This window comes from Streptomyces sp. NPDC046977, assembly GCF_040644455.1.
Lineage (GTDB): Bacteria > Actinomycetota > Actinomycetes > Streptomycetales > Streptomycetaceae > Actinacidiphila.
On record NZ_JBEYWO010000062.1, the window covers coordinates 1 to 21,130 of the forward strand.

21 protein-coding genes, 6 tRNA genes and 1 pseudogene are annotated in these 21,130 nt (G+C 73.7%); 14 read left to right on the plus strand and 14 right to left on the minus strand.

Annotated elements, in window-relative coordinates; translation table 11 throughout:
* Nucleotides 1-1,407: pseudogene (locus ABZ883_RS41910) on the plus strand (hypothetical protein); the annotation flags it as partial.
* Between the two features lie 514 nt (nucleotides 1,408-1,921).
* Here the strand turns inward: ABZ883_RS41910 and ABZ883_RS41915 are convergent.
* Nucleotides 1,922-1,993: transfer RNA gene (locus ABZ883_RS41915), tRNA-Val, on the minus strand.
* A 55-nt stretch (nucleotides 1,994-2,048) separates the two neighbouring features.
* Nucleotides 2,049-2,522, minus strand: a complete 474-nt coding sequence (locus ABZ883_RS41920) for a TIGR02611 family protein (RefSeq protein ID WP_360917215.1) — start codon at nucleotides 2,520-2,522, stop codon at nucleotides 2,049-2,051.
* A 190-nt stretch (nucleotides 2,523-2,712) separates the two neighbouring features.
* Between ABZ883_RS41920 and ABZ883_RS41925 the strand changes: the two genes are divergently transcribed.
* Both ABZ883_RS41925 and ABZ883_RS41930 read left to right on the plus strand, forming a co-directional pair.
* Nucleotides 2,713-3,126 (plus strand): SsgA family sporulation/cell division regulator, encoded by a 414-nt coding sequence (locus ABZ883_RS41925; RefSeq protein WP_003959770.1) that lies wholly within the window; start codon nucleotides 2,713-2,715, stop codon nucleotides 3,124-3,126.
* Between the two features lie 157 nt (nucleotides 3,127-3,283).
* The gene (locus ABZ883_RS41930; RefSeq protein WP_360917218.1) at nucleotides 3,284-3,868 is read left to right on the plus strand and encodes a CGNR zinc finger domain-containing protein; all 585 of its coding nucleotides are present in this window, start codon (nucleotides 3,284-3,286) and stop codon (nucleotides 3,866-3,868) included.
* Here ABZ883_RS41930 and ABZ883_RS41935 read toward each other — a convergent pair.
* Together ABZ883_RS41935 and ABZ883_RS41940 are read right to left on the minus strand one after the other, a co-directional pair.
* Nucleotides 3,847-3,975: a hypothetical protein gene (locus tag ABZ883_RS41935; RefSeq protein ID WP_319665437.1), complete on the minus strand. Its 129-nt coding sequence runs from the start codon at nucleotides 3,973-3,975 to the stop codon at nucleotides 3,847-3,849. The two genes, ABZ883_RS41930 and ABZ883_RS41935, sit on opposite strands and share 22 nt — an antisense overlap.
* A 154-nt stretch (nucleotides 3,976-4,129) precedes the next feature.
* Nucleotides 4,130-4,600 carry a hypothetical protein gene (locus ABZ883_RS41940; protein WP_360917223.1) on the minus strand — a complete coding sequence of 157 codons (471 nt, stop codon included), beginning with the start codon at nucleotides 4,598-4,600 and terminating at the stop codon, nucleotides 4,130-4,132.
* Between the two features lie 126 nt (nucleotides 4,601-4,726).
* Between ABZ883_RS41940 and ABZ883_RS41945 the strand changes: the two genes are divergently transcribed.
* A complete protein-coding gene (locus ABZ883_RS41945; RefSeq protein WP_360917226.1) occupies nucleotides 4,727-5,233 on the plus strand; it encodes a DsbA family protein in 507 nt (168 codons plus the stop codon).
* Between the two features lie 17 nt (nucleotides 5,234-5,250).
* Here the strand turns inward: ABZ883_RS41945 and ABZ883_RS41950 are convergent, their stop codons facing one another.
* The 3 genes from ABZ883_RS41950 to ABZ883_RS41960 all read right to left on the minus strand — a co-directional run bounded on the left by ABZ883_RS41950 (nucleotide 5,251) and on the right by ABZ883_RS41960 (nucleotide 8,012).
* Nucleotides 5,251-6,090: a GNAT family N-acetyltransferase gene (locus ABZ883_RS41950; RefSeq protein ID WP_360917229.1), complete on the minus strand. Its 840-nt coding sequence runs from the start codon at nucleotides 6,088-6,090 to the stop codon at nucleotides 5,251-5,253.
* A gap of 31 nt (nucleotides 6,091-6,121) precedes the next feature.
* The gene (locus ABZ883_RS41955) at nucleotides 6,122-6,886 is read right to left on the minus strand and encodes an aminodeoxychorismate lyase (RefSeq protein ID WP_360917265.1); all 765 of its coding nucleotides are present in this window, start codon (nucleotides 6,884-6,886) and stop codon (nucleotides 6,122-6,124) included.
* A 67-nt stretch (nucleotides 6,887-6,953) separates the two neighbouring features.
* A complete protein-coding gene (locus ABZ883_RS41960; RefSeq protein ID WP_360917232.1) occupies nucleotides 6,954-8,012 on the minus strand; it encodes a chorismate-binding protein in 1,059 nt (352 codons plus the stop codon).
* A gap of 202 nt (nucleotides 8,013-8,214) precedes the next feature.
* On the opposite strand from ABZ883_RS41960, the gene ABZ883_RS41965 reads away from it, so the two are divergent.
* From ABZ883_RS41965 to ABZ883_RS41985, 5 genes are all read left to right on the plus strand, one after another.
* Nucleotides 8,215-8,287: transfer RNA gene (locus ABZ883_RS41965), tRNA-Gly, on the plus strand.
* Nucleotides 8,288-8,314: 27 nt separating this feature from the next.
* Nucleotides 8,315-8,385, plus strand: a tRNA-Cys gene (locus ABZ883_RS41970).
* A 4-nt stretch (nucleotides 8,386-8,389) separates the two neighbouring features.
* Nucleotides 8,390-8,461, plus strand: a tRNA-Val gene (locus ABZ883_RS41975).
* 33 nt (nucleotides 8,462-8,494) lie between these two features.
* Nucleotides 8,495-8,566 (plus strand) — tRNA-Val (locus ABZ883_RS41980).
* Between the two features lie 30 nt (nucleotides 8,567-8,596).
* A tRNA-Val gene (locus ABZ883_RS41985) sits at nucleotides 8,597-8,671 on the plus strand.
* Nucleotides 8,672-8,711: 40 nt separating this feature from the next.
* Here the strand turns inward: ABZ883_RS41985 and ABZ883_RS41990 are convergent.
* From ABZ883_RS41990 to ABZ883_RS42005, 4 genes are all read right to left on the minus strand, one after another.
* Nucleotides 8,712-9,008: a zf-TFIIB domain-containing protein gene (locus ABZ883_RS41990; protein WP_360917235.1), complete on the minus strand. Its 297-nt coding sequence runs from the start codon at nucleotides 9,006-9,008 to the stop codon at nucleotides 8,712-8,714.
* A 7-nt stretch (nucleotides 9,009-9,015) separates the two neighbouring features.
* Complete coding sequence (locus ABZ883_RS41995; RefSeq protein WP_360917268.1) at nucleotides 9,016-10,017, minus strand: aminoglycoside phosphotransferase family protein; 1,002 nt, start codon at nucleotides 10,015-10,017, stop codon at nucleotides 9,016-9,018.
* A gap of 213 nt (nucleotides 10,018-10,230) precedes the next feature.
* Nucleotides 10,231-10,434, minus strand: coding sequence for a hypothetical protein (locus ABZ883_RS42000; RefSeq protein ID WP_360917238.1), 204 nt, complete (start codon nucleotides 10,432-10,434; stop codon nucleotides 10,231-10,233).
* A gap of 269 nt (nucleotides 10,435-10,703) precedes the next feature.
* A complete protein-coding gene (locus ABZ883_RS42005; RefSeq protein ID WP_360917241.1) occupies nucleotides 10,704-10,946 on the minus strand; it encodes a hypothetical protein in 243 nt (80 codons plus the stop codon).
* A 207-nt stretch (nucleotides 10,947-11,153) separates the two neighbouring features.
* On the opposite strand from ABZ883_RS42005, the gene ABZ883_RS42010 reads away from it, so the two are divergent.
* From ABZ883_RS42010 to ABZ883_RS42030, 5 genes are all read left to right on the plus strand, one after another.
* The gene (locus tag ABZ883_RS42010) at nucleotides 11,154-12,347 is read left to right on the plus strand and encodes a serine/threonine-protein kinase (RefSeq protein WP_360917271.1); all 1,194 of its coding nucleotides are present in this window, start codon (nucleotides 11,154-11,156) and stop codon (nucleotides 12,345-12,347) included.
* Between the two features lie 667 nt (nucleotides 12,348-13,014).
* Nucleotides 13,015-14,199, plus strand: a complete 1,185-nt coding sequence (locus ABZ883_RS42015) for an acyl-CoA dehydrogenase family protein (RefSeq protein WP_360917244.1) — start codon at nucleotides 13,015-13,017, stop codon at nucleotides 14,197-14,199.
* Nucleotides 14,196-15,317: an acyl-CoA dehydrogenase family protein gene (locus tag ABZ883_RS42020; protein ID WP_360917247.1), complete on the plus strand. Its 1,122-nt coding sequence runs from the start codon at nucleotides 14,196-14,198 to the stop codon at nucleotides 15,315-15,317. Before ABZ883_RS42015 ends, ABZ883_RS42020 begins: the two co-directional genes overlap by 4 nt.
* 129 nt (nucleotides 15,318-15,446) lie before the next feature.
* Complete coding sequence (locus ABZ883_RS42025) at nucleotides 15,447-16,946, plus strand: long-chain fatty acid--CoA ligase (protein ID WP_360917250.1); 1,500 nt, start codon at nucleotides 15,447-15,449, stop codon at nucleotides 16,944-16,946.
* Nucleotides 16,947-16,966: 20 nt separating this feature from the next.
* Complete coding sequence (locus ABZ883_RS42030) at nucleotides 16,967-18,238, plus strand: helix-turn-helix domain-containing protein (protein WP_360917253.1); 1,272 nt, start codon at nucleotides 16,967-16,969, stop codon at nucleotides 18,236-18,238.
* On the opposite strand, the gene ABZ883_RS42035 is transcribed toward ABZ883_RS42030, so the two are convergent.
* From ABZ883_RS42035 to ABZ883_RS42045, 3 genes are all read right to left on the minus strand, one after another.
* The gene (locus ABZ883_RS42035; protein ID WP_360917256.1) at nucleotides 18,226-18,960 is read right to left on the minus strand and encodes an acetoacetate decarboxylase; all 735 of its coding nucleotides are present in this window, start codon (nucleotides 18,958-18,960) and stop codon (nucleotides 18,226-18,228) included. The genes ABZ883_RS42030 and ABZ883_RS42035 overlap by 13 nt on opposite strands.
* A 58-nt stretch (nucleotides 18,961-19,018) precedes the next feature.
* A complete protein-coding gene (locus tag ABZ883_RS42040; protein ID WP_360917259.1) occupies nucleotides 19,019-20,236 on the minus strand; it encodes a CoA transferase in 1,218 nt (405 codons plus the stop codon).
* A 143-nt stretch (nucleotides 20,237-20,379) separates the two neighbouring features.
* Nucleotides 20,380-20,991, minus strand: coding sequence for a histidine phosphatase family protein (locus ABZ883_RS42045; RefSeq protein WP_360917262.1), 612 nt, complete (start codon nucleotides 20,989-20,991; stop codon nucleotides 20,380-20,382).
* Nucleotides 20,992-21,130: the final 139 nt, after the last annotated feature.

The window sequence follows — 21,130 nt, forward strand, 5'->3', positions numbered from 1 at the left end:
CCGGCCGCGCCCGTCGTGGGCATCCTCGCCGGCGTCGCCGCGGTGTCCGCGGTCGCGGCGGCCGGCGGGGCCGTCCGCCTCCTGGTGCCGGACGACTGGGCCGCCGTCGGCTACCTGCTGTGCGCGACGACGGCACTGGCCGCCGCGGCGGCCCTCCCCCTGCGCCGCGCGGTGACCGCCGGCCTGGCCTCCGGCGCGGCCGCCGCCGGCGCCGTGACCGTCCTGTGGGCCCTGCCGCCGCTCACCGTCGCCCTCCTCACCCCCGACGACTTCCACGGACCCTTCGCGGCGCCCGTCGTCGCCGGACTCGCCGCCGCGACGCTCGCGGCCGCCGCCCGCCGCCTGGACTCCCGCCCCGCGGCCTCCGGCGCGGTCGTGGCGGCCGCGGCCGCGCTCTGCACCGTCGACCTGCCCCTCGTGCGTGTGGCCGCCGTCGCCGCCCTCCTGGCACTGTCGGCCGTCGCCCTCGCACCCGTCGCGCTCACCACGGCGGGCGTCCTGGCGGTCACCACGATCGGGTGGGTGCACGAGGACGGCCCGCTGACGCTCACCGTGCTGGCGCTGCTGCTCGTCGCGTACGGCGCCCTCTTCGCCGCCGCGCCCCGCACGCGGGCGGTCAGCGCCGCCTGCGCGACGGCCTGCGCGGCGGGCCTGGCATGGGACGGGCCCCTCGTCGCGGGGTGGCCGCCGCACGAGGCCGCCTTCGCCGTCCTGGGCGTCGCCGCGGCCGCCCAGGCACTCGCCCTGACCCGGACCGCCCGCGCCTTCGAGTACCCCGGGTACGCGGCCGCCGCCCTCGCGCTCAGCCTCGCGGCCGGCGAGCCCGCACCGCTGGCCCTCGCACTGGCCTGCGCCGGGGCCGTCATGGCCGCGGTCGCCGGACTCCGGGCCGAACGGCGCCGGCTCCACCACGTCGCGACCGCGCTGCTCGTCGCGGCGCTGTGGGTCCGCCTCGCGGCGTCCGGGGTCACGACGCCCGAGGCGTACACCGCCCCGGTCGGCGCGGTCGCCCTCGCCCTCGGGCTGCTCGCGCGGCGCCGCGACCCCGCGGTCTCCTCCTGGCTCGCCTACGGCCCCGGGCTCGCCGTCACGCTGCTGCCCTCGCTCGTCACCGCCTGGGGCGACCCGGGATGGCCCCGGCCCCTGCTGCTCGGCGCCGCCGCCCTCGCCGTCACGCTGCTGGGCGCGGCCCGGCGGCTGGCCGCTCCGCTCCTCCTCGGCGGCGCCGTCCTCGCCCTCGACGCGGTCCACGAGCTCGCGCCCTTCGTCGCGCAGGCGCTGGACGCGGTGCCCCGGTGGGTGCCGTTGGGGGTGGCGGGGTTGGTGCTGGTCGCGCTGGGCGCGACGTACGAGCGGCGGTTGCGGGAGGTTGGCCGCCTCAGGCGGCGGTTGCGCCGCCTCCACTGAGGGGCCGGGTTTTTCCCCCGCCCTCCCGCCCGTGTGCCCCATGAAGTCACGCACCCCGACGCGCGTTGTTGGGGGGCCGGGTGCGGGGCCTCCGGGGCTGCCATTCTGGACAGCACATTTAGGTGCCTCAGGCACCCTCGGCTGCGCACCCCGGGTTGTGCACCCAAATATGCTCCACAGTCCAGAACACCACCCCTCCGACCCCGCCCCCTCCGTCTCGCCATGCGCCTGATCCCCGGTGGGTGGGCGAAAAGGCCGTCCGGGGTCAACGCAAGTGCCTTACCGAGCCCCCACCGGCCGTAAGTCGCCCCAACCGGCCCGGGAGGGGGTGTGGCGGGGTGCGACCGTGGGGGCACCTCCCAGCGGTAGCTGGGGGAGACGAGCGGAGACCGCGGTACACGAATCGCGGGGTAACCCGCGAGCGCCATGGGGATCCCCCCGGCCGAAGGTTGGGGGAGGGCGGGGGAAAAGGGCGAGGGCCCGGAGGCGGGAAGCCTCTGGGCCCTCGTGACGGTGGGCGATACTGGGATCGAACCAGTGACCCCTTCGGTGTGAACGAAGTGCTCTCCCGCTGAGCTAATCGCCCGTCGCGGGGACAACATTACCGCATGTCAGCCGTGGCCCGGACCGGGCTGCCCGCGTCAGCTCATGCCCGCGCGCCACGGCATGACGAAGCCGAAGCGCCACAGGTAGTAGCCGAGCAGGGCGCCGACGATCACGAGGCCGACGGAGGTGAGGACGATGTTGCGCCGCCGGACCTTCGGGTCGAGCGCCTTCTGGGCGGCCTCGGTGACCTTTCGCTTGGTCCAGCGCAGCACGAGCTGGGCCCAGACGAACTCGGTCGCCCATACGGCCATCCCGGCGAAGATGATCACCCAGCCGGGACCGGGCAGCGGGAGCAGGACGATGCCGCCGCCGACAATGGCGAGGCCGATGACGAAGACGCCGACCTGCCAGCTCACGTGGAGCGCCCGGGACCGCCGGATGAAGAGCGGTGCCCGGGAGCCCAGCGGGCGTTCGGAACCGTCCGGTCCCGGCCCGTCGCCCTCGGTGCCGTCGTTGTCGGCGGGATCCGTGGCCACGGCCGTCCTTCGCTCGTCACTCTCCGCAGTCATGTTCTCCAACGTACCCGACCTCACTCCCTCACCGGAATGGCTCGCCGGGGAGGAAAAGAACTCGGCCGGACGAGGTACCGGAACCCTCACAAACCCGTCAGAGGGGTTTACAACGTCCCCGCAGGTGGCATGTCGATTTCGCCGACGTGCGAATCCCCGAGCGCACACTGAGCGAAAGGCCCTGGCGCTTATGAACACCACGGTCAGCTGCGAGCTGCACCTGCGCCTCGTTGTGTCGAGCGAATCGTCACTGCCCGTGCCCGCGGGCTTGCGGTACGACACGGCCGATCCCTACGCCGTGCACGCCACTTTCCACACCGGTGCCGAGGAGACGGTCGAATGGGTCTTCGCCCGCGACCTGCTCGCCGAAGGGCTGCACCGGCCCACCGGTACCGGCGACGTCCGGGTCTGGCCGTCCCGCAGTCACGGTCAGGGCGTCGTCTGCATCGCCCTCAGCTCTCCCGAGGGGGAGGCGCTGCTGGAGGCCCCGGCGCGCGCCCTGGAGTCGTTCCTCAAGCGGACCGACGCCGCGGTGCCGCCCGGTACCGAGCATCGACACTTCGATCTGGACACCGAGCTCTCGCACATCCTCGCCGAGAGCTGAGTCCGCCGACCGTCCGCTGCCGTACGCATCTCGGGGGTACGGCGCGGACCCGACCCGCCGAAGCCGCCGCCGCGGAGCCGTGCCGCTCCACGACGGCGGCTCTCGCGCTACAGTCACCGGAACGCCCGCCCCACAAGGCCAGGGAGAGAGCGATTCCGTGCTGATCAACCATGACACCAGGTGCGCGCTCGACTGCGTGGTGGACCTGATCAACACCACGCCGGAGAGCGACGGCCGGGAAGGGCTCCCCGACCTCACGGCCCTGCAGGCCTTCGTGGAGCGCAACCAGATCAGCGAAGTGAACACGCTCGACGAGCAGGACCTGCTGGCCGTCCGCAGGATACGCGGCCTCTTCGCGCAGACCTTCGTTGCCCCGAGCACGCCGGCGGCGGCCGCGGTGGTCAACGCGCTGGTCGCCGAGGCGGGCACCACTCCCCGTCTGACGGACCACGACGGCTACGACTGGCACGTGCACTACTTCGCCCCCGGGGCGTCGCTGGCGAACCACCTGGCTGCGGACTGCGGCATGGCCCTGGCGTTCATCCTGGTGGCCGGCGAGCGCGAGCGGCTGCGCCACTGCGACGCGCCCGACTGCCGCCGCGCCTTCGTGGACCTGTCCCGCAACCGCTCCCGCCGCTACTGCGACAGCCGCACCTGCGGCAACCGGCTCCACGTGGCGGCGTACCGGGCGCGGCGCCGCGAGGCGGTGGCGGTCCCGGCTCAGAACGGCCAGAGGTCGTAGAGCCCGCCGAGGCCGAGCAGGCCGCCGATGACGGTCAGGAACAGCATCAGCGGCGGCTGGGAGAGCGCGAAGAGGCAACCGCGCGGCTCGTCGTTTTCGAGTTCCATGGCCTTACAAGGTCGTGGGACGTTCGGCAGGGGCACGAACTCGCACAACCGTACGCCCCAGGGCACGCCAACTAACGCCCTGGGGGCGGTAGTTGGGGTTTGCACCACCGCGATGATGGCGCAGTGCCACCGGCCCCCGCGACCAACACGCCGCTCAGATGCCCCGGCGCTTGAGGATCTCCTCGATCTCACCGAATTCGGCCAGGTCGGGATCGGTTTTGATCTTCTCCTTGGCCTTCTTGGACTCCGGTCGTGGATCCGGCCGCCGGCCCGCGCCGAGCGCCGGAGCACTCGCGCCGGGCACGGCCGCGGGCGTCCCCCGCCGCTCGGGCGCGGCTCCGCGCCGTCCCGCGATCCGGCCCACCGCGTAGAGCACGACGGCCAGCGCGAGGACGCCGAACCCCGCCCACACCGAGGGCTTGAAGACCAGGCCGGCCGTCCAGTCCCCCACGGCGGCGACCACCTTGCCGCCCAGGGTGGCCAGCCCCGTCATCCAGAACCCGACGGGCAGCAGCGCCACGGCGGCGATGCGTACCGCCCGGGAGAACCTGCGGCGGTACGCGGTGAGCACCGCGATGGCGAGGCCCGCGGCGGACAGCGCCACACACACGGTCGAGGTCAGCATGCGCAGCTCCTCCAAAAGGGACTTCTGCCTCCATCGTGCACCTGTGCGGCCCTGCCGGGCCATGGTGCGCGGGCAACGTCAGGGTGATCTCCGGGACGCCTCCTCCCCCGGTGGGAGACTGGCCCCATGAACGAAGCGACCCCCGGCACCGCCCTCCTGGAGTTCTGGTGCGAACTCCAGTGCCCCGACTGCGCGGCCGCCCTGACCGACCTCCGCACGCTGCGGGAGACCTACGGCGACGCCCTGGAGATCCAGCTGCGCCACTTCCCGCTGGAGAAGCACAAGCACTCCTACGCCGCCGCCCAGGCCGTCGAGGAGGCCTTCGCGCAGGGTCGCGGATGGGAGTACGCCGAAGCCGTCCTCGCGCGCACGGAGGAGCTCGGCAGCCGGGGGGAGCCGCTGCTCGTGGACATCGCGGCGGAGCTCGGGCTGGACGCCGAGGAGTTCGACACGGCGCTCGTCGACGGCCGCCACCTGCTGATCGTCGACGCGGACCAGGCGGAGGGCAAGGCGATCGGCGTGACCGGGACCCCCACCTACGTCATCGGCGGGGAACGGTTCGACGGCGGGAAGAGCCAGGAGGGGCTGCGCGAGCGCGTCGAGGCGGTGGCCGACCGGCTGCTCGGGCGGTAGGGGCGCGGCCGCCGCTCTCAGAGCAGCGGTTTGGCGAAGTGGACCTGCGTGGTGCGGTAGCCCAGCGACTCGTACAGCCGCAGCGCGGGATCGTTGCCGGCGAAGACGTTGAGGCCGAGCCACTGCAGCCCGTCGGCGACGCAGGCGCCCTCGGCGGCGAGCATCAGGGTGCGCCCGTGGCCGCGGCCGCGGTGGGCGGCTTCCACATGGACCTTGAAGACGAAGCCGGAGGGCTCGCCGTCGTCCGTGGCGCGGCGGCCCACCCACAGGTCGCCCACGTCCTCGCCGCCGGTCCGCAGGAGCCGCAGCGAGGTGTCCGGGGTCGCCAGGCCCTCCGGCAGCAGGGAACGGAAGTCGACCTCGGACTTGGCGCGGGCCTGCGCCTCGGGCACACCGCGCGACGTCCAGCTGAGCACGTAGTCCTCGGCCATCCGGTGCAGCCATACCGGGAACTCCGCCTCGGTCATCGGCCGCAGCTCGCTGCCCTCCGGCAGCACGGGCGGCGCGTCGGGGAGCGCCTTGAGCATGTTGCGGTTCCGCTCGGTGTAGCCGAGCGTCCTGGCCAGCCGGAAGGCGGCGGTCTCACCGGACCGGACGGTGACCTCGATCCGGCGGCAGCCCCAGTCCCGCAGCACCTCCTCGGCGGCGAGGGCGGCGACCGTGCCGCGGCCCCGGCGCTGCTGGCCGTGCTCGATCCGCAAGGCGGCGATACGGCCGGCTTCCGGGCCGAACCGGGCGTCCGTGCACAGCGTCGTCTCGCCCACGGGGCGGCCGTTGACGCAGATGTGGTAGCGGCGGGCGCGGACGCCGCCGCGCCACGTCTGTTCGGGCTCCGCGGGTCGCAGCGTGGTGGTCATGGTGGGGTTCTACTCGGTCGGGGCCCGTACGTCACGGGTTGGTGTTCTCCGCCGCGCGTTCGGCGAAGACGCGCATCGCCTTGGCGGTCACCGGGCCGGGTGTGCCGGGCAGTTCGCGGGCGTCCGTGCGGTGGACGGCCTGCACGTCGCGCAGGGTGGAGGTCAGGAAGATCTCGTCGGCCTCGTCGAGCACGTCCAGCGGCAGGTCCGCCTCCTCGGCGCCGGCCCAGTCGGCCACCAGCTCGCGGGTGATCCCGGCCAGGCAGCCGGAGGCCAGCGGCGGGGTGAGCAGCTTGCCGCCCACGACGACGAAGACGTTGGAGCCGGTGCCCTCGCAGAGCGCCCCCTGAGTGTTGGCGAACAGGGCCTCCGAGGCGCCCTCGCGGTGGGCGCGGGCCAGGGCGACGACGTTCTCTCCGTAGGACGTGGTCTTCAGCCCGGCCAGGGCGCCCTTCTCGTTGCGCGTCCACGGCACCGTGATCACGGCGGTGCTGTCCGGGCGCGGGTTCGCGGAGCCGAGGGCGACCACGAGGGTCGGGCCGGCGGTGCCGCGTTCGGAGCCGAGCGGCGAGGTGCCGCCGGTGTAGGTGATCCGCAGCCGGCCCAGCGGCACCGGATCGGCGGCCAAGACCGCCTCGCAGGCGTGCCGCACCGCGTCGAGGTCGGGCTCCGGCAGGCCCAGGCCCTCCGCCGAGCGGGCCAGGCGCCGCAGGTGCCGGTCCATGGCGAAGGCCGTGCCGTGCGAGGCCTTGAGCGTCTCGAAGACGCCGTCGCCCACGGTCATTCCGTGGTCCATCACGGACACCAGGGCGTCGTCGGCCTCGCGCAGCGCGCCATTGACCCAGATCGTCGTGCTCACCGTGTCACTCCGCCTCGTCGTCGCAGTCGTACACACCCGACGCTACCGCCAGCAGCCGGGACGCCTTCAGCTCGGTCTCGTCCCACTCGCGCCCGGGGTCCGAGCCCCAGGTGATGCCGGCGCCGGTGCCGAAGCGCAACTGAGGCGCGCCGGGCGCGGAGCGGTCGATCCAGAAGGTCCGGATGCCGACCGCGAGGGCGCCGGTGCGGCGGTCGGCGTCGACCCAGCCGATGCCGCCGCAGTAGGGGCCGCGGGGGGCCGTCTCCAGCTCCTCGATGATGCGCAGGGCGCTGGACTTGGGGGCACCGGTGACGGAGCCGGGCGGGAAGGCGGCGGCCAGCAGGCCGGGCCAGCCGGCGTCCTCGCGCAGCTCGCCGCGGACGGTGGAGACCAGGTGGACCAGGCCGGGGTGCTTCTCCACGACACACAGGTCGGGGACCGTGACCGTGCCGGTGGCGCAGACCCTGCCGAGGTCGTTGCGGACCAGGTCCACGATCATGACGTTCTCGGCGTGGTCCTTGGGCAGCAGGTCGGCCTCGGTGCGGCCGGTGCCCTTGATCGGCCCGGACTCGATCACGCCGTCGCGGCGGCGCAGGAACAGCTCCGGGGAGGCGGTGGCGATCTCCACGCCGTACCCGGGCAGCCGGACGGTGCCGGCGTACGGTGCCGGGTTGCCGAGCGCGAGGGCGGCGCCGAGGGCGTCGATGTCGGCGTCCGGGTCGGGCAGCGGCGCGGACAGCACGCGGCAGAGGTTGGCCTGGTAGACCTCGCCGGCCGCGATGTACTCCCGTACGCGGCGCACTCCGGCGGTGTAGGCGGCGCGGTCCAGGGAGGACGTCCAGGCGCCGGCGGCCGGACCGCGCCAGCGCGCGGCGGCGCGCCGGGAGGGCGGACCGGGATCGGGAACGACCGTGCCGAAGCGCGCGCAGACCGTCCCGCCCTCGAAGCCGGCGACGACCGCCCAGAAGCCGGAGGAGTCCAGTGCGGCGGGGTCGCTGGTGACATCCCGCAGGTCGGAGGCGAGAAAGCCGCCGATTCTGGCGAGGGGGGCGAGGTCGGGCACGGGGCTTCCCAGGTCGGTCCGTCAGGGTGAATGCGAGTGTAAGTCGGCACCGGCGGGCCAGATGCGCTGGTCACCGACCCGGCACGCTGCGAAAACGCGTTTTGGAGGCGGAGCGGTCTTCCGCTAGAGTTCAACTCGTCGCCGGGACGCGGAAGCGCCCCGGCCGAGGTCCCGCCCGGGTGCGAGCTCCGGGAGAGACGCTGCGGACGTGGCTCAGTTGGTAGAGCATCACCTTGCCAAGGTGAGGGTCGCGAGTTCGAATCTCGTCGTCCGCTCGAAGTGGGGGTTCCCGCCCCCGCGCTGGTGGAGTGGCCGAGAGGCGAGGCAACGGCCTGCAAAGCCGTCTACACGGGTTCAAATCCCGTCTCCACCTCTTCGGACGATTAGCTCAGCGGGAGAGCGCTTCCCTGACACGGAAGAGGTCACTGGTTCAATCCCAGTATCGTCCACTGGGGCTCCGGCCCCCGAGGGTCTTCCCTCAGGCGCGATTAGCTCAGCGGGAGAGCGCTTCCCTGACACGGAAGAGGTCACTGGTTCAATCCCAGTATCGCGCACGCGGTATCAGAGGTACCCGTGGTTCCCGAGGACGATTAGCTCAGCGGGAGAGCGCTTCCCTGACACGGAAGAGGTCACTGGTTCAATCCCAGTATCGTCCACCACCCCAGAGGGCCGGAGCGTTCGCTCCGGCCCTCTGTCGTGTCAGGACGAGAAGAGCATGTGCGCCCAGCTGCTGTGCTTGTGGTGGCCGCCGTGGTGCCCCCCGTGGTGACCGCCGTGCTGCGGCGCGCCCCAGGCCGGAGCGGCGTGCTGCTGCGGGTAGGCCTGCGGGTAACCGGGCGGCGGCGGAGCGGGCTGGGTGAACTGCGACTCCACCCGGGTCAGTGCCTCCAGCTCCCCGTAGTCCAGGAAGATTCCCCGGCAGTTGACGCACTGCTCGATCTGGACGCCACTGCGGTTGAACGTCTGCATTTGGCCATGACACTTGGGACAGAGCATCGTCGGCTCATCTCCTCGCTCGCACCGGCCGGGGGTTCTCCCCCGGCGTTGGACTGAACTTTACTTCCGCGATTCGGCGGCATGTGTCGAGGACGGCTTGTTCCGTTCCGTCCAGTGCGCGGTCCTCCACCGCGGCCTTGGCGACGGCTATGGCGGCGGTCTGCACCGCCAACGCCCGTGCCGCCACGTCCAGATGCGGCCACGGATCGCCGTCGGCGGGAACGGCGGAGCCGCCGGCGGCGCGGTAGGCGCCGAGGAAGCGGCCCCAGTCGGCGGGGTCCAGCAGCCCGGCCGCGAACCACATCGCGGGCCGGGCCAGGTCCCAGGCGGGCCGGCCGAGCCCGAGGTCGTCCACGTCGATCAGCCGCCAGGGGCCCAGCGGCACGGGGTGGCGCACCAGTTGGCCCAGGTGGAGATCGCCGTGGCACAGCGCGGCATCTTCGCGCGGCTGCGGTGCCTCGTCGCGGGCCCAGGCGGGCAGCCCCTGCCAGGCCGCCAGGACGGCCGGATCCGGCGCGCCCGCCGCCAGCATCCGGGCCACCCCCCGGGCCGCCTTGGCGGGCCCGCGCATGGGCGGCAGCGGGCCGGGCAGCGCGCCGACCGGAACCGAGTGCAGCCGGGCGAGCAGCGTGCCCGCGTCCTCCCAGGGCGCGACGTCCGTCTCGTCGGGATCGACGGGGCGGCCGTAGGGCCACAGCGTCACCGTGCGGCCCTGCACGGGCGCGCTCAGGGCCCCGTCACGGCCGGGCAGTGCCGCCGGGGGGAGCAGGATGCCGTCGAGCAGCGGATGCGCGGCCACGCGCAGCCGTACGGAGAGCGCCTCGGGGTCGGTGTCGTCCGCGTGGGCCTTGGCGACCAGGCCGCCGCTGCGCACGACCGTGGACTCGGCACGCTCCGCCAGCACAGCGTGCACGGCGGGCTCCGGCGCACGCGCCTGGCCGGGAATCCCCGAGGCCGCTGCCGCGACCGCCCCCAAGGCGCGCGTCAGCGGCGGTGCACTGCTGGTCAACGACTCCCCCACTGCTGGTTTCACCGGCCCACTGTGCGGCAGCGCGCCGCACGGTGGCAATGCCGGAAGAACCTGAAGAACCTGAAGAAGATGCCCGGGTACCGCCACAGGTACCCGGGCACTCATGCCGTCCGCCGGACCCCCGTCCCCACGGGGTTACTTCACCGGCTGTCGCTGGTCCGGACCGCTCTTCCGGACCCTCGGAGCGATCTGTCAGCGCCCCATCAGACCGGCTACGGACGACGCCTGTGTGACGACCGCGTCCCATCCCCCGAAGACCACCGCGAGCAGTACCGCCAGCGGCAGGGCCATGGCCACCGCCACCAGGGGGTGCCGGGTGCCGGACGGACGTATGCCGAAGGCGGCGATCCTGCTGCCGCGCCCCGGCCGCACCGGGCGGCTCACCGTGTTCGCCATGGCCCTCTCCTGGGTCCCGTGGTCGTGCATCCTTGTGGTGATGTTCAGGGCGGCGGGCGTTTGACCTCGGGGGACGAGTGCTCCGCCCGCCGCTTGACCTCAACACTAGGCGGGCGGCCCGGGGCGGGTCGTCATGCCTTCGTACCCCTTCTCCGGCCTCCCCCAGGATGACTCGGCGTCGCCTGGCGTACTCCCGTGGGTGGAGGTGACGGCCGGCTGCCCCGGGACATCCCCGAGGGGATGTCCCGGGGAGGGGCGCGGCGGGGCGGTCAGTCCCCGTCGCCCTCCTCGGTGTCGTCCCTGGGGACGGGCTGCTCCACCAGCGCGAGGACCCGCGTCGCCATGAAGCGCGCGGTCCGCACGACCGAGCCGGACCGGGTGACTTCGCTCACTTCCACCACCCCTCGGCGCACTGCCGTCTCGACCCTGCGACCTGCCCTGGTGGCCACTACTTCGTACGTCCTGGTCGTGTCCCCCGCGTCCACGACGATCTCCACACGATCACCTTTCATGGCGTCAATCCCCCTTGCCCGATGGATTGTTGACGGCATGAAGAAAATCCGGCCCCGGATCAGCCGGACCGTTCCCCACTCTTCAAGGATCCCACCCCGCACTGACAATCCCCCGTCCGGCGCGGGCGCGGCCTCGCGGCGCGACGCTCTGTCAGTCCGTAAGCTGTCGACGTCAGACTGGCCGGGCAGGCAGCGGGGATGGACGACATGACGATGATGCGGCTCCGGCGCGAGGACCCGCGTGTCGTCGGCTCGTTCCGGCTGCACCGGAGACTCGGCGCGGGCGGCATGGGCGTGGTGTACCTGGGCGCCGACAAGCGCGGCCAGCGCGTCGCGCTCAAGGTGATCCGCCCCGAGCTCGCCGAGGACCAGGAGTTCCGCTCCCGCTTCGCCCGCGAGGTCTCCGCCGCCCGGCGCATCCGCGGCGGCTGCACAGCGCGGCTGGTGGCCGCCGACCTGGAGGCCGAACGCCCCTGGTTCGCCACCCAGTACGTGCCCGGCCCCTCCCTCCACGACAAGGTCGCCCGCGACGGCATCCTGCCGGCCGCCGAGGTCGCCTCGATCGGCGCCGCCCTGGCCGAGGGCCTGGTCGCCGTGCACGAGGCCGGGGTCGTCCACCGCGACCTGAAACCCTCCAACATCCTGCTGTCGCCCAAGGGTCCGCGCATCATCGACTTCGGCATCGCCTGGTCGACCGGCGCGAGCACCCTCACCCACGTCGGCACGGCCGTCGGCTCGCCGGGCTTCCTCGCGCCGGAGCAGGTCCGCGGGGCCGCCGTCACCCCCGCGACGGACGTCTTCGCCTTCGGCGCGACGCTTGCCTACGCCGCCACGGGCGACTCGCCCTTCGGGCAGGGCAGTTCCGAGGTCATGCTCTACCGCGTCGTCCACGAGGAGCCGGACCTCGCGGGCGTCCCGGACTCGCTCGCCCCCCTGGTCCACGCCTGCCTGACGAAGGATCCGGAAGCACGGCCCAGCACCGTGCAACTCTCCGAGCGGCTCGCCGAGATCGCCGCCCGCGAGGCCCGCGGGCACGGTCCGGGCCGGCGGGACATCGTGCCCAGGGCGGCGGGACCCCGGCCCGAGCGGCCCACGGGCCCGCGGGCGCAGGCGTACGCCGACCAGCAGACGGAGCGGCGCACGGCGCCGGGTACGCCGGCCCCCGGCCCGTCCCCCTCCTCCTCCCCGCGAACCCCGGCCCGCACGCCCGCCCGGACCCCTTCCGGCCGCACTCCGGCGAACCGCCGTCCCGGCGGCCCGGACCGGCGACTGCTGCGGCAACGGCTCGTCGTGTTCGTGACGGTCACGCTGCTCGTGGCGCTCGGGATCGCCGCCGCGCAGGGCTGTCAGGGCCCCTCACGCGGCCTGCGGGCCCCTTCCGGGGTTGCGGCCCACGCGTAGCGCTGCGCTTCGCTGTTCCGGGTTTTTTCCCCGCCCTCCCGCCCGTGTGCCCGGCGCGGTAAGTGACCGCCTTGCGCTGCGTGCGTTGTGGGGTCGGCGCCGCTCCGGAGTCCGTCCTCGGCGCTCGCGGTCTACGCCAACGTGCTGCGCACCGCAGTCTCCGCTCGTCGCCTGCGGGCGGACCCCGGCGCACCCCCTCCCGGGCCCGTTGGGGCGACTTACGGCCGGTGGGGTGTCTGTCGGCGGTGACGGCGGAGCATGTCGTTGGCGCTGCGCCAACGGGTGCCCGAGCACGGTGCCGTCCATATCCACCCACCGGGGATCAGGCGCATGACGAGACGGAGGGGGCGGGGTCGGTGGGGGCACCTCCCAGCGGTAGCTGGGGGAGGGTGGCGTTCTGGACTGTGGAGCATATTTGGGTGCACAACCCGGAGCGCGCAGCAGCAAGTTCCTGAGGCACCTAAATGTGCTGTCCAGAATGGCAGCCCCGGAGGGCCCGAACCCGGCCCCCCAACAACGCGCGTCGGGGCGCGTGACCTTGCCGGGCACACGGGAGGGCGGGCGGGGAAAACGGGAGAACCGCCCCCGGGGGGTGACGCCACAGGCCCCGGTGGGTTACTTTCCAAGCGCTTGCTTAGTGAACCGCGATCGCGGAGGTACGCACCGCATGACGCTCACCCCCGAGGAGCTGCGCGAACGCGTGCGCGCGCTGCTCGCCTCGTACGATCCCGCGGCGACCGGCCGCCTGGACTTCCTGCGGGCCCGGTTCGACGCCGGGCTGGCGTGGGTGCACTACCCGGAGGGCCTCGGCGGGCTCGGCGCGCCCCGTGCGCTGCAGGCCGTGGTGGACGCGGAGCTGACCGCCGCCGGGGCGCCGGACAACGAGCCCCGCCGCATCGGCATCGGGCTGGGAATGGCGGCCCCGACCGTCCTCCGCTACGGCACCGAGGAGCACAAGTCCCGTTTCCTGCGCCCGCTGTGGACCGGTGAGGAGGTCTGGTGCCAGCTGTTCAGCGAGCCGGGCGCCGGGTCCGACCTCGCGGGCCTGCGCACCCGGGCGGTCAGGGACGGCGACGACTGGATCGTGTCCGGCCAGAAGGTGTGGACGTCCAACGCCCACAACGCCCGCTGGGCGATCCTGATCGCCCGCACCGACCCGGACCTCCCGAAGCACCAGGGCATCACGTACTTCGTGTGCGACATGAGCGACCCCGGGGTGGAGGTGCGGCCGCTGCGCCAGATCACGGGCGAGGCGGAGTTCAACGAGGTCTTCCTCACCGGCGTCCGGATCCCGGACGCGCACCGCCTCGGCGCCGTCGGCGACGGCTGGCGGGTGGCGCAGACGACGCTGATGAACGAGCGGGTCGCGATCGGTGGCACGGCGCTGCCCCGCGAGGGCGGCATGATCGGCACGGTCGCCGCGACGTGGCGCGAGCGGCCGGAGCTGCGCACGCCCGACCTGCACGACCGCCTGCTGCGGCTCTGGGTGGACGCCGAGGTCACCCGCCTCACCGGCGAACGGCTGCGCCAGCAGCTCGCGGTGGGCGCGCCCGGCCCCGAGGGCTCGGGCATGAAGCTGGCGTTCGCCGCGCTCAACCAGCGCGTCAGCGGGCTGGAGGTCGAGCTGCTGGGCGAGGACGGACTGCGCTACGGCGACTGGACGATGACCCGGCCGGAGATCGTCGACTTCTACGGCCGCGACGCCGGGTACCGCTACCTGCGGGCGAAGGGCAACTCGATCGAGGGCGGCACGTCCGAGATCCTGCGCAACATCATCTCCGAGCGGGTCCTCGGCCTGCCCTCCGAGCCCCGTACGGACAAGGACGTCCCGTGGAAGGACCTGCCGCGATGAGTTCCGATCTGCTGTACTCCGACGTCGAGGACGATCTGCGCTCGGCGGTGCGCGGGCTGCTCGCGGACCGGTGCGCGCCCGCGGACGTGCTGGCGCATGTCGCGGGCGGCGCGTCCCACGACGGGGCGCTGTGGCGCACGCTCGGGCGGGAGATGGGCCTCGCGGGGCTGCTGGTGCCGGAGAAGCTGGGCGGCCAGGGCGCCTCGGCGCGGGAGGCCGCGGTGGTGCTGGAGGAGCTGGGCGCCTTCGTCGCGCCGGTTCCGTTCCTGGGCAGTGCCGTGCTGGCGACGTCCGCCCTGCTCGCGGCGGGCACCGAGGACGCGGATGCGGTGGCGGCCCGGCTCGCCGAGGGCACGGAGCCGGCGGTGCTCGCGGTGCCCCTGCCCACCGCGCCCGACGCGGCCTTCCCCGCGACGGTGCGCGCGGACGCGGACGGAGTGCTGACCGGCCGGGTGACCAGCGTGGCGGACGGTTCCGCCGCCGGGCTGCTGCTCGTGCCCGCGCTGGGTCCCGAGGGCCCGGAGCTGTACGCGGTGCGGGCGGACGCCGAGGGCGTCGAGGTCTCCGTGCCCGTGCCGCTCGACCTGACCCGGCCCATCGCCGACATCACGTTCACGGGGACTTCGGGCCGTCGCGTCGCGGGTCCCGGGAGTGCCGGCGCGGCGGTGCGTGCCGCCCTGCTGACCGGGGCGGGACTGCTGGCGTCGGAGCAACTGGGCGTCGCGCAGTGGTGCCTGGACGAGACCGTGCGGTATCTGAAGGAACGGCACCAGTTCGGCCGCGTGGTCGGCTCGTTCCAGGCGCTCAAGCACCGTTTCGCGGACCTGTGGCTCGAACTCGTGCAGGCCCGTGCCGCCGCCCGCAACGCCGCCGACGCGCTCGCGCGCGGCGACCGGGAGGCGGCGGTGGCGGTCGCCGTGGCGCAGGCGTTCTGCGCGCCGGTGGCGGTGCGTGCCGCCGAGGAGTGCATCCAGTTGCACGCCGGCATCGGCATGACCTGGGAGCACCCCGCGCACCTGTATCTGAAGCGCGCCAAGGCCGACGAGATCGCGCTGGGTACGCCCGGCCGCCACCGGGCCGCCCTGGCGGCGCTGGTGGACCTGCCGCCGGCGAACTGAGCCACCGCACCGTGCGGTGGCCGGGCCCTGCACCGGGGCGTAGCGTCACAAGGGAGAGCGGCGCCTGCACCGCGCTCCGGTTGGTCTGCGGCCCGGTGCGGCGGCACGACGCTGGAGGGCGGTTCCGGCATGAACCTCGCTTCTGACCTGGTGGACAGCGCCCGCGCCCACCCGGACCGCGCGGCACTGCGCGCCGGGTCCGACACCGTTGCGTACCGCGCCCTCGACGAGGGCAGCGCCGCGATGGCCCGGCGGCTGCGCGACCGGGGCGTCGCACCGGGCGACCGCGTCGCGATCATGCTGCCCAACACCCCGGAATTCGCCGTCGCGTACTTCGGCGCGCTCCGGGCCGGCGGCATCGTCGTCCCGATGAACCCGCTGCTCAAGTCCCCCGAGGTCGCCTACTACCTGGGCGACTCGGGTGCGCGGCTGCTCTTCGTGTGGCACGCCGTCGCCGGCGAGGCGCGGGCCGGTGCCCGGCAGGCCGGGGCCGAGGTGGTCGTCGTCGAGCCCGGCGGGTTCGACGGGCTGCTCGCGTCCGGTCCGTCCGCCGGGGACATGACCGACCGGCACGCGGACGACACCGCGGTGATCCTCTACACCTCCGGGACGACGGGGCACCCGAAGGGCGCGGAGCTGACCCATGCCAACCTGACCCGCAACCGCGACGTGGCCGCCGAGGTGATCCGCCTCGGTCCCGGCGACGTGGTCTTCGGGGGCCTGCCGCTGTTCCACGCGTTCGGCCAGACCTGCACGCTCAACGCCTCCGTCACCGCCGGTGCCTGCCTGACGCTGGTCCAGCACTTCCGCGCGGAGTCGGCCCTGGCCGTCCTCGCCGAGCACGGGGTGACCGTCCTGGCCGGAGTGCCGACGATCTTCCGCAGGCTGCTGCAGCCGCCCGGCAGGGAGAGCTACGACCTGTCCCGGCTGCGGCTGTGCATCTCCGGCGGTGCGTCGCTGCCGGGCCAGGTGCTGCGCGACTTCGAGGCCGCGTTCGGCTGCGCGGTGCTCGAGGGCTACGGGATGTCGGAGACCTCGCCCGTCGCCGCGTTCAACCCCCTCCAGGGCGCGCACAAGCCGGGTTCCGTCGGCATCCCGGTGCCGGGCGTCCGGATGCAGGTGGTCGACGGCAAAGGCGAGGAAGTGCCGTGCGGGGAGACCGGCGAGATCGTGATCAGCGGTCACAACGTGATGAAGGGCTACTGGCGGCGCCCCGAGGACACCGCGGCCGCCATCCGCGACGGCCGGCTCCACACCGGCGACCTCGGACGGGTCGACGAGGACGGCTACTTCTGGATCGTGGGGCGGCAGAAGGACGTCATCATCCGCGGCGGGAACAACGTGTACCCGCGGGAGATCGAGGCCGTGCTCTACACGCATCCGGCGGTCGCGGAGGCGGCCGTCGTGGGCCTGCCCGATGCCGATCTCGGCGAGGAGGTCGGCGCGGCGGTCGTCCTCGCGCCGGGGGCCCACGCCACGGCCGGGGAGCTGCGGGAGTACGTCAAGAGCCGGGTCGCCGCGTACAAGTACCCGCGAAGGATCTGGATGGTGGACGCGCTGCCGAAGGGGCCCACCGGAAAGGTCCTCAAACAGGAGATCGCCCCTCCGGCCGGGGCGGGCAGGCGGTAGGGCGACGGCGGCGGACGCGCATGGACACGACGGGGAGCACTCCGGAGGCCGCGAAGCAACTCTCCCTGACCGCGGCGCACATGAGGCCGTACCTGCCGGAGGTCAGTCGCGACATCCGGGACCACGTGGTCGCGGAACTGCCGCAACTGGGCGGCGACGGGACCCTTCTGAGGCTCCTTCACACCGCAGTCTCGGAGACTGCCGCGACCCTGCTGGACGTCCTCGAGAACGGCATTCCGCCGGACACCGTCGGGGAACCCGCGGCGGCCCGGGAGTACGCACGGCGGCTGGCGCAGCGCGACATCCCGGTCACCGCGCTGATCAGGGCCTTCCGCATCGCGCACGGGCGGTTTCTGCAGCGGTGTCTCGACGGGCTCCACCGCCGGTCGCCGGACGAGGAGCTGTCCGCGGCGACGACCGCCCGCATGCTGGCGGTGAGCTTCGACTGGGTCGACCGCGTCACCGAGCGCGTCACCGAGGTCCACCGGCGCGAACGCGAGCTCTGGCTGCTGAACGGGACCGCCGGGCTCGCCGCACGGGTCCGGGAGGTCCTCGCGGAGGAGGACGCCGATCCCGCCCGGGCGGAGCCGGCCCTCGGCTACCCGCTGGCCCAGCACCACCTGGGGCTGGTGGCCTGGTTCACGGCGCCCGGTCGCGACGGTGCCGCGCCCGCCCGGCTCGGGCGGTTCACCGCCGAACTCGCCCGGGGCCTGGGCTGCGCCGCCGGCCCGCTCTTCGTCCCCCAGGACGAGGTCCTCGCCTGGGCCTGGTTGCCGCTGGGCCCGCGCCGCCAGGTCCCCTGGGAGCGGCTGTCGGACCTGGTGGAGGACGCCGATCCCGCCGTGCGGGTCTGCGCCGGAGGTGTGGAGCAGGGCGTCGAGGGCTTCCGCCGCACCCACCGGCAGGCCCTGCGCGCGCAGGAACTGGCCACGACCGCACGGTCCGCCTGCCGGTTCACGGCATACGACCGGGTCGCGCCGATCGCCCTGATGTGCGGGGACGTCGACGCCCTGGGCGCCTGGGTCAGAGGGGTGCTGGGGCCGCTCGCCGCCGACGACGAGCACGCCTCGCGCCTGCGGGAGACGCTGCGCGTCTTCCTGGCCACCGGTTGCAGTCACACCGCCACCGCCGCGCGCCAGATCCTGCACAAGAACACCGTGCAGTACCGGATCCGCAAGGCCGAGGAGGCCATGGGGCACACGGTCCAGGAACGGCGCACCGATCTGGACGTCGCACTGCTCGCCGTGGAGCACCTGGGCGCGGTGGTCCTCGGGGGGAGTCAGGCGAGGTAGTCGTGGACGACCTCGGCGGGCGGCAGGGTGAGGTCGGTCAGGATGTGGCCGGCGGAGAGGACTTCGAGCACCGGCAGGTCCGCCACCGTCGCCAGGGCGTGCTGGAAGAGCTGCAGCCGGGCGGGGCCGGTCCAGGAGCCCTTGACGGTGATGTCCGTGACCTGGAACCTGACCAGTTCGCAGATGCGCGGCTTTCCGGTGTAGCCGCGGAGGATCTTCAGCATGAAGGTGGGGCGGCAGACCTCGTCCCGTGCCCGGTCCGCGGCGAGCGGGGCGTGCTTGTAGCCCATGGTGGCCGTCGCCACCCGCAGCGAGCCGTAGTCGAGGGTGCCGACCAGGGTGTCGGAGTCGACGGTCAGCCGCGGGGCGCCGAGCTTCTTCGGGTAGGCGCTGAGCTCGCGGCCGCTGGCGATGGCCGGGAGGCTGTCGACGTACATCGCGAGGACGTACTCGCCCCGTTCGCCCTCGTACTCCACGGAGAGTACCTGGCCGGACTCGGCGTAGTCGCCCAGGCCGGTGGTGTCGGGCATTCTCATGAACTCGAACCGCACCGTCGGTTCGGCGACCCGCAGGGGTTCGGGAACGAGCCGTTCCAGGGCCTCGGGGTCGGTGCGGTAGGTAATGTCGAGGTACTCCCGGTCGGTGAAGCGGTAGGGGCCCGGCGGGTAGGCCGGGGCGTCCAAGGGGGTGGTGAGCTGCTGGGTCACGTCCTGGATGCGCATGGTGGGGCCTTGCCTGGGAGGGATGGATGCGGCGCGGGCCGCGCCGTCCGCCGCCGTTTCAGTCGACCGCCGCCGCCTCGCGGAGGCCCGCGATCCCGGCGTCGTCGTAGCCGAGGTCACGCAGTACGGAATCGGTGTGCTCGCCCAGGTCGGGGGCCGGACGGGGAGGCACCTTCGGTTCCTGGTCCAGCCGCACCGGGCTGTCGACCGTCAGATGCTGTCCGCCGGCGCCGTCCTCGATCGGGACGAGGACCCGGTTGGCGAGCAACTGGGGGTCGCGGGCGCACTCCTCGAGAGTCTGCACGACCCCGTACGTGAGGCCCGCGGCGTCGAGCAGCTCGCGCCACTCCGCCAGGGGACGGGTCGCGAAGGTCCTGTCCAGCACGGCGGCGATCTCCGCGGCGTGGAGGCGGCGGCTCGGTGTGTCGGCGTAATCGGGGTTGCGGGCCGCCTCGGGACGGCCGATGGCCCGGAGGAAGAGCGGGACCTGCTTGTCCTCGTTGGCGAAGGCCAGCAGCAGCCAGCGGTCGTCGGCCGTGCGGTACACATTGGCGAGCGCGTTCGGCGGGTCGGTGCGGTCGGCCGGGCGGGGGCCCTTGGCGCCGACCAGGACCGCCTGCAGCCACATGCCCGCCGACCAGGCGCCCTCGGCGATCAGGGACGCCGTGACGCGGGCGCCCTCGCCGGTCCTCTCCCGCCGGTACAGCGCGGTCATGATGCCGGCGAACAAGGTGATCGCCGTCGGGTGGTCGCCCGAGCCGAACGCGTTGATCACCGGCGGCGCCCCGCGAACGCGCGTCACGTCCATCAGGCCGGTGCGCGCCCAGAAGGCGGTCGCGTCGAAGCCGGGCAGGTGCGCGTCCGGTCCCTCCTCGCCGAAGCCGGTGACGTCGGCGTAGATCAGCCGGGGGTTGAGGGGGGCCAGGTCGTCGTAGTCCAGACGCAGTCCGGCCCGGGTGCGCGGCGGGAAGTTGGTCACCAGCACGTCCGCCCACGCCGCCAACCGCTCGACCACGGGCCGGGCTTGTGGGGACTTCAGGTCGAGGGCGATGCTGCGCTTGTTGCGGTTGTCCAGCTGCCAGGGGTAGTTGACCCCTTCGGCACGGGGGTTCGGCGGGAAGCGGCTGAGCGCGCGGTAGCTGTCGCCCACGTGCGGTGGTTCGACCTTGACGACGTCGGCGCCGAAGTCCCCGAGCACCGTGGCCGCCGCGGGACCGGCGATGAAGCTCGCGAGGTCGACGACGTGCAGTCCCTCCAGCAGGGGTGTGCGGGCCATGGCAGGTCCTCTCCCGGCACGGCTCCCGGGGCACCGGATGTGCCGTGTGCCGCACTCCCGAGGCTAGGAGCCGTGGCGGGAGCGGGCATTGGGCCCGGAACACCACGTTCGGCGGGACCTTGGTGCCCGCGGACCGACGGGGCCTACGCCGCCGCCGGGGTGCCCGTGCTGTTCCAGGCCTTGATGACGGGGCGGCCGTGCTCGACGCCGAGCCGGCTGACGGTGCCGGTGTCCAGGGCGAACAGTGATCCCGCGGACGCCGGCAGGCCGAGGCGGCGGGCGGTGAGGACGCGCAGGATGTGGCCGTGGGCGACGAGGAGCACATCGCCGGCGGCGGGGTCGCGCAGCATCGACTCGACGCGGGCGAGCACGCGGTCGGCGCGGCGGCCCACGTCGCCGGGGCTCTCCCCCGGGTGGGCGGCGGGGCCGGGGGCCACTCCGTCGGACCACAGGTTCCATGCCGGGCGGGTGCGCTGGATCTCCGCGGTGGTGATGCCCTCGTAGCCGCCGTAGTCCCATTCGCGCAGATCGGGATCGACCTCGGCGGCGGTCGCCCCGGCCAGTTCCGCCGTGCGCACGGCGCGGCGCAGCGGGCTGGTCAGCACGAGGCCGACGTCGTGGGCGGCGAGCAGGGGGGCGACGCGGGCGGCCTCCTCCTCGCCGTGGGGCGTGAGCGGGAGGTCGGTGTGGCTGGTGTGCTGCCGGGTCAGGGTCCACGCGGTCTCGCCGTGGCGGAGCAGGAGCAGATCGCCCATGGTCGTTCATCCACTTTCGGCGTCAGGAGGGTGCGGTGTCCGGGGTGGGTCGGGGGTGGATCACCCGGTGGCGGGGGGGGGGGGGGGCGGCCGCCCCCCCCCCCCCCCGGGCGGGGGGGGGGGGGGCCGGGGGCGCGCC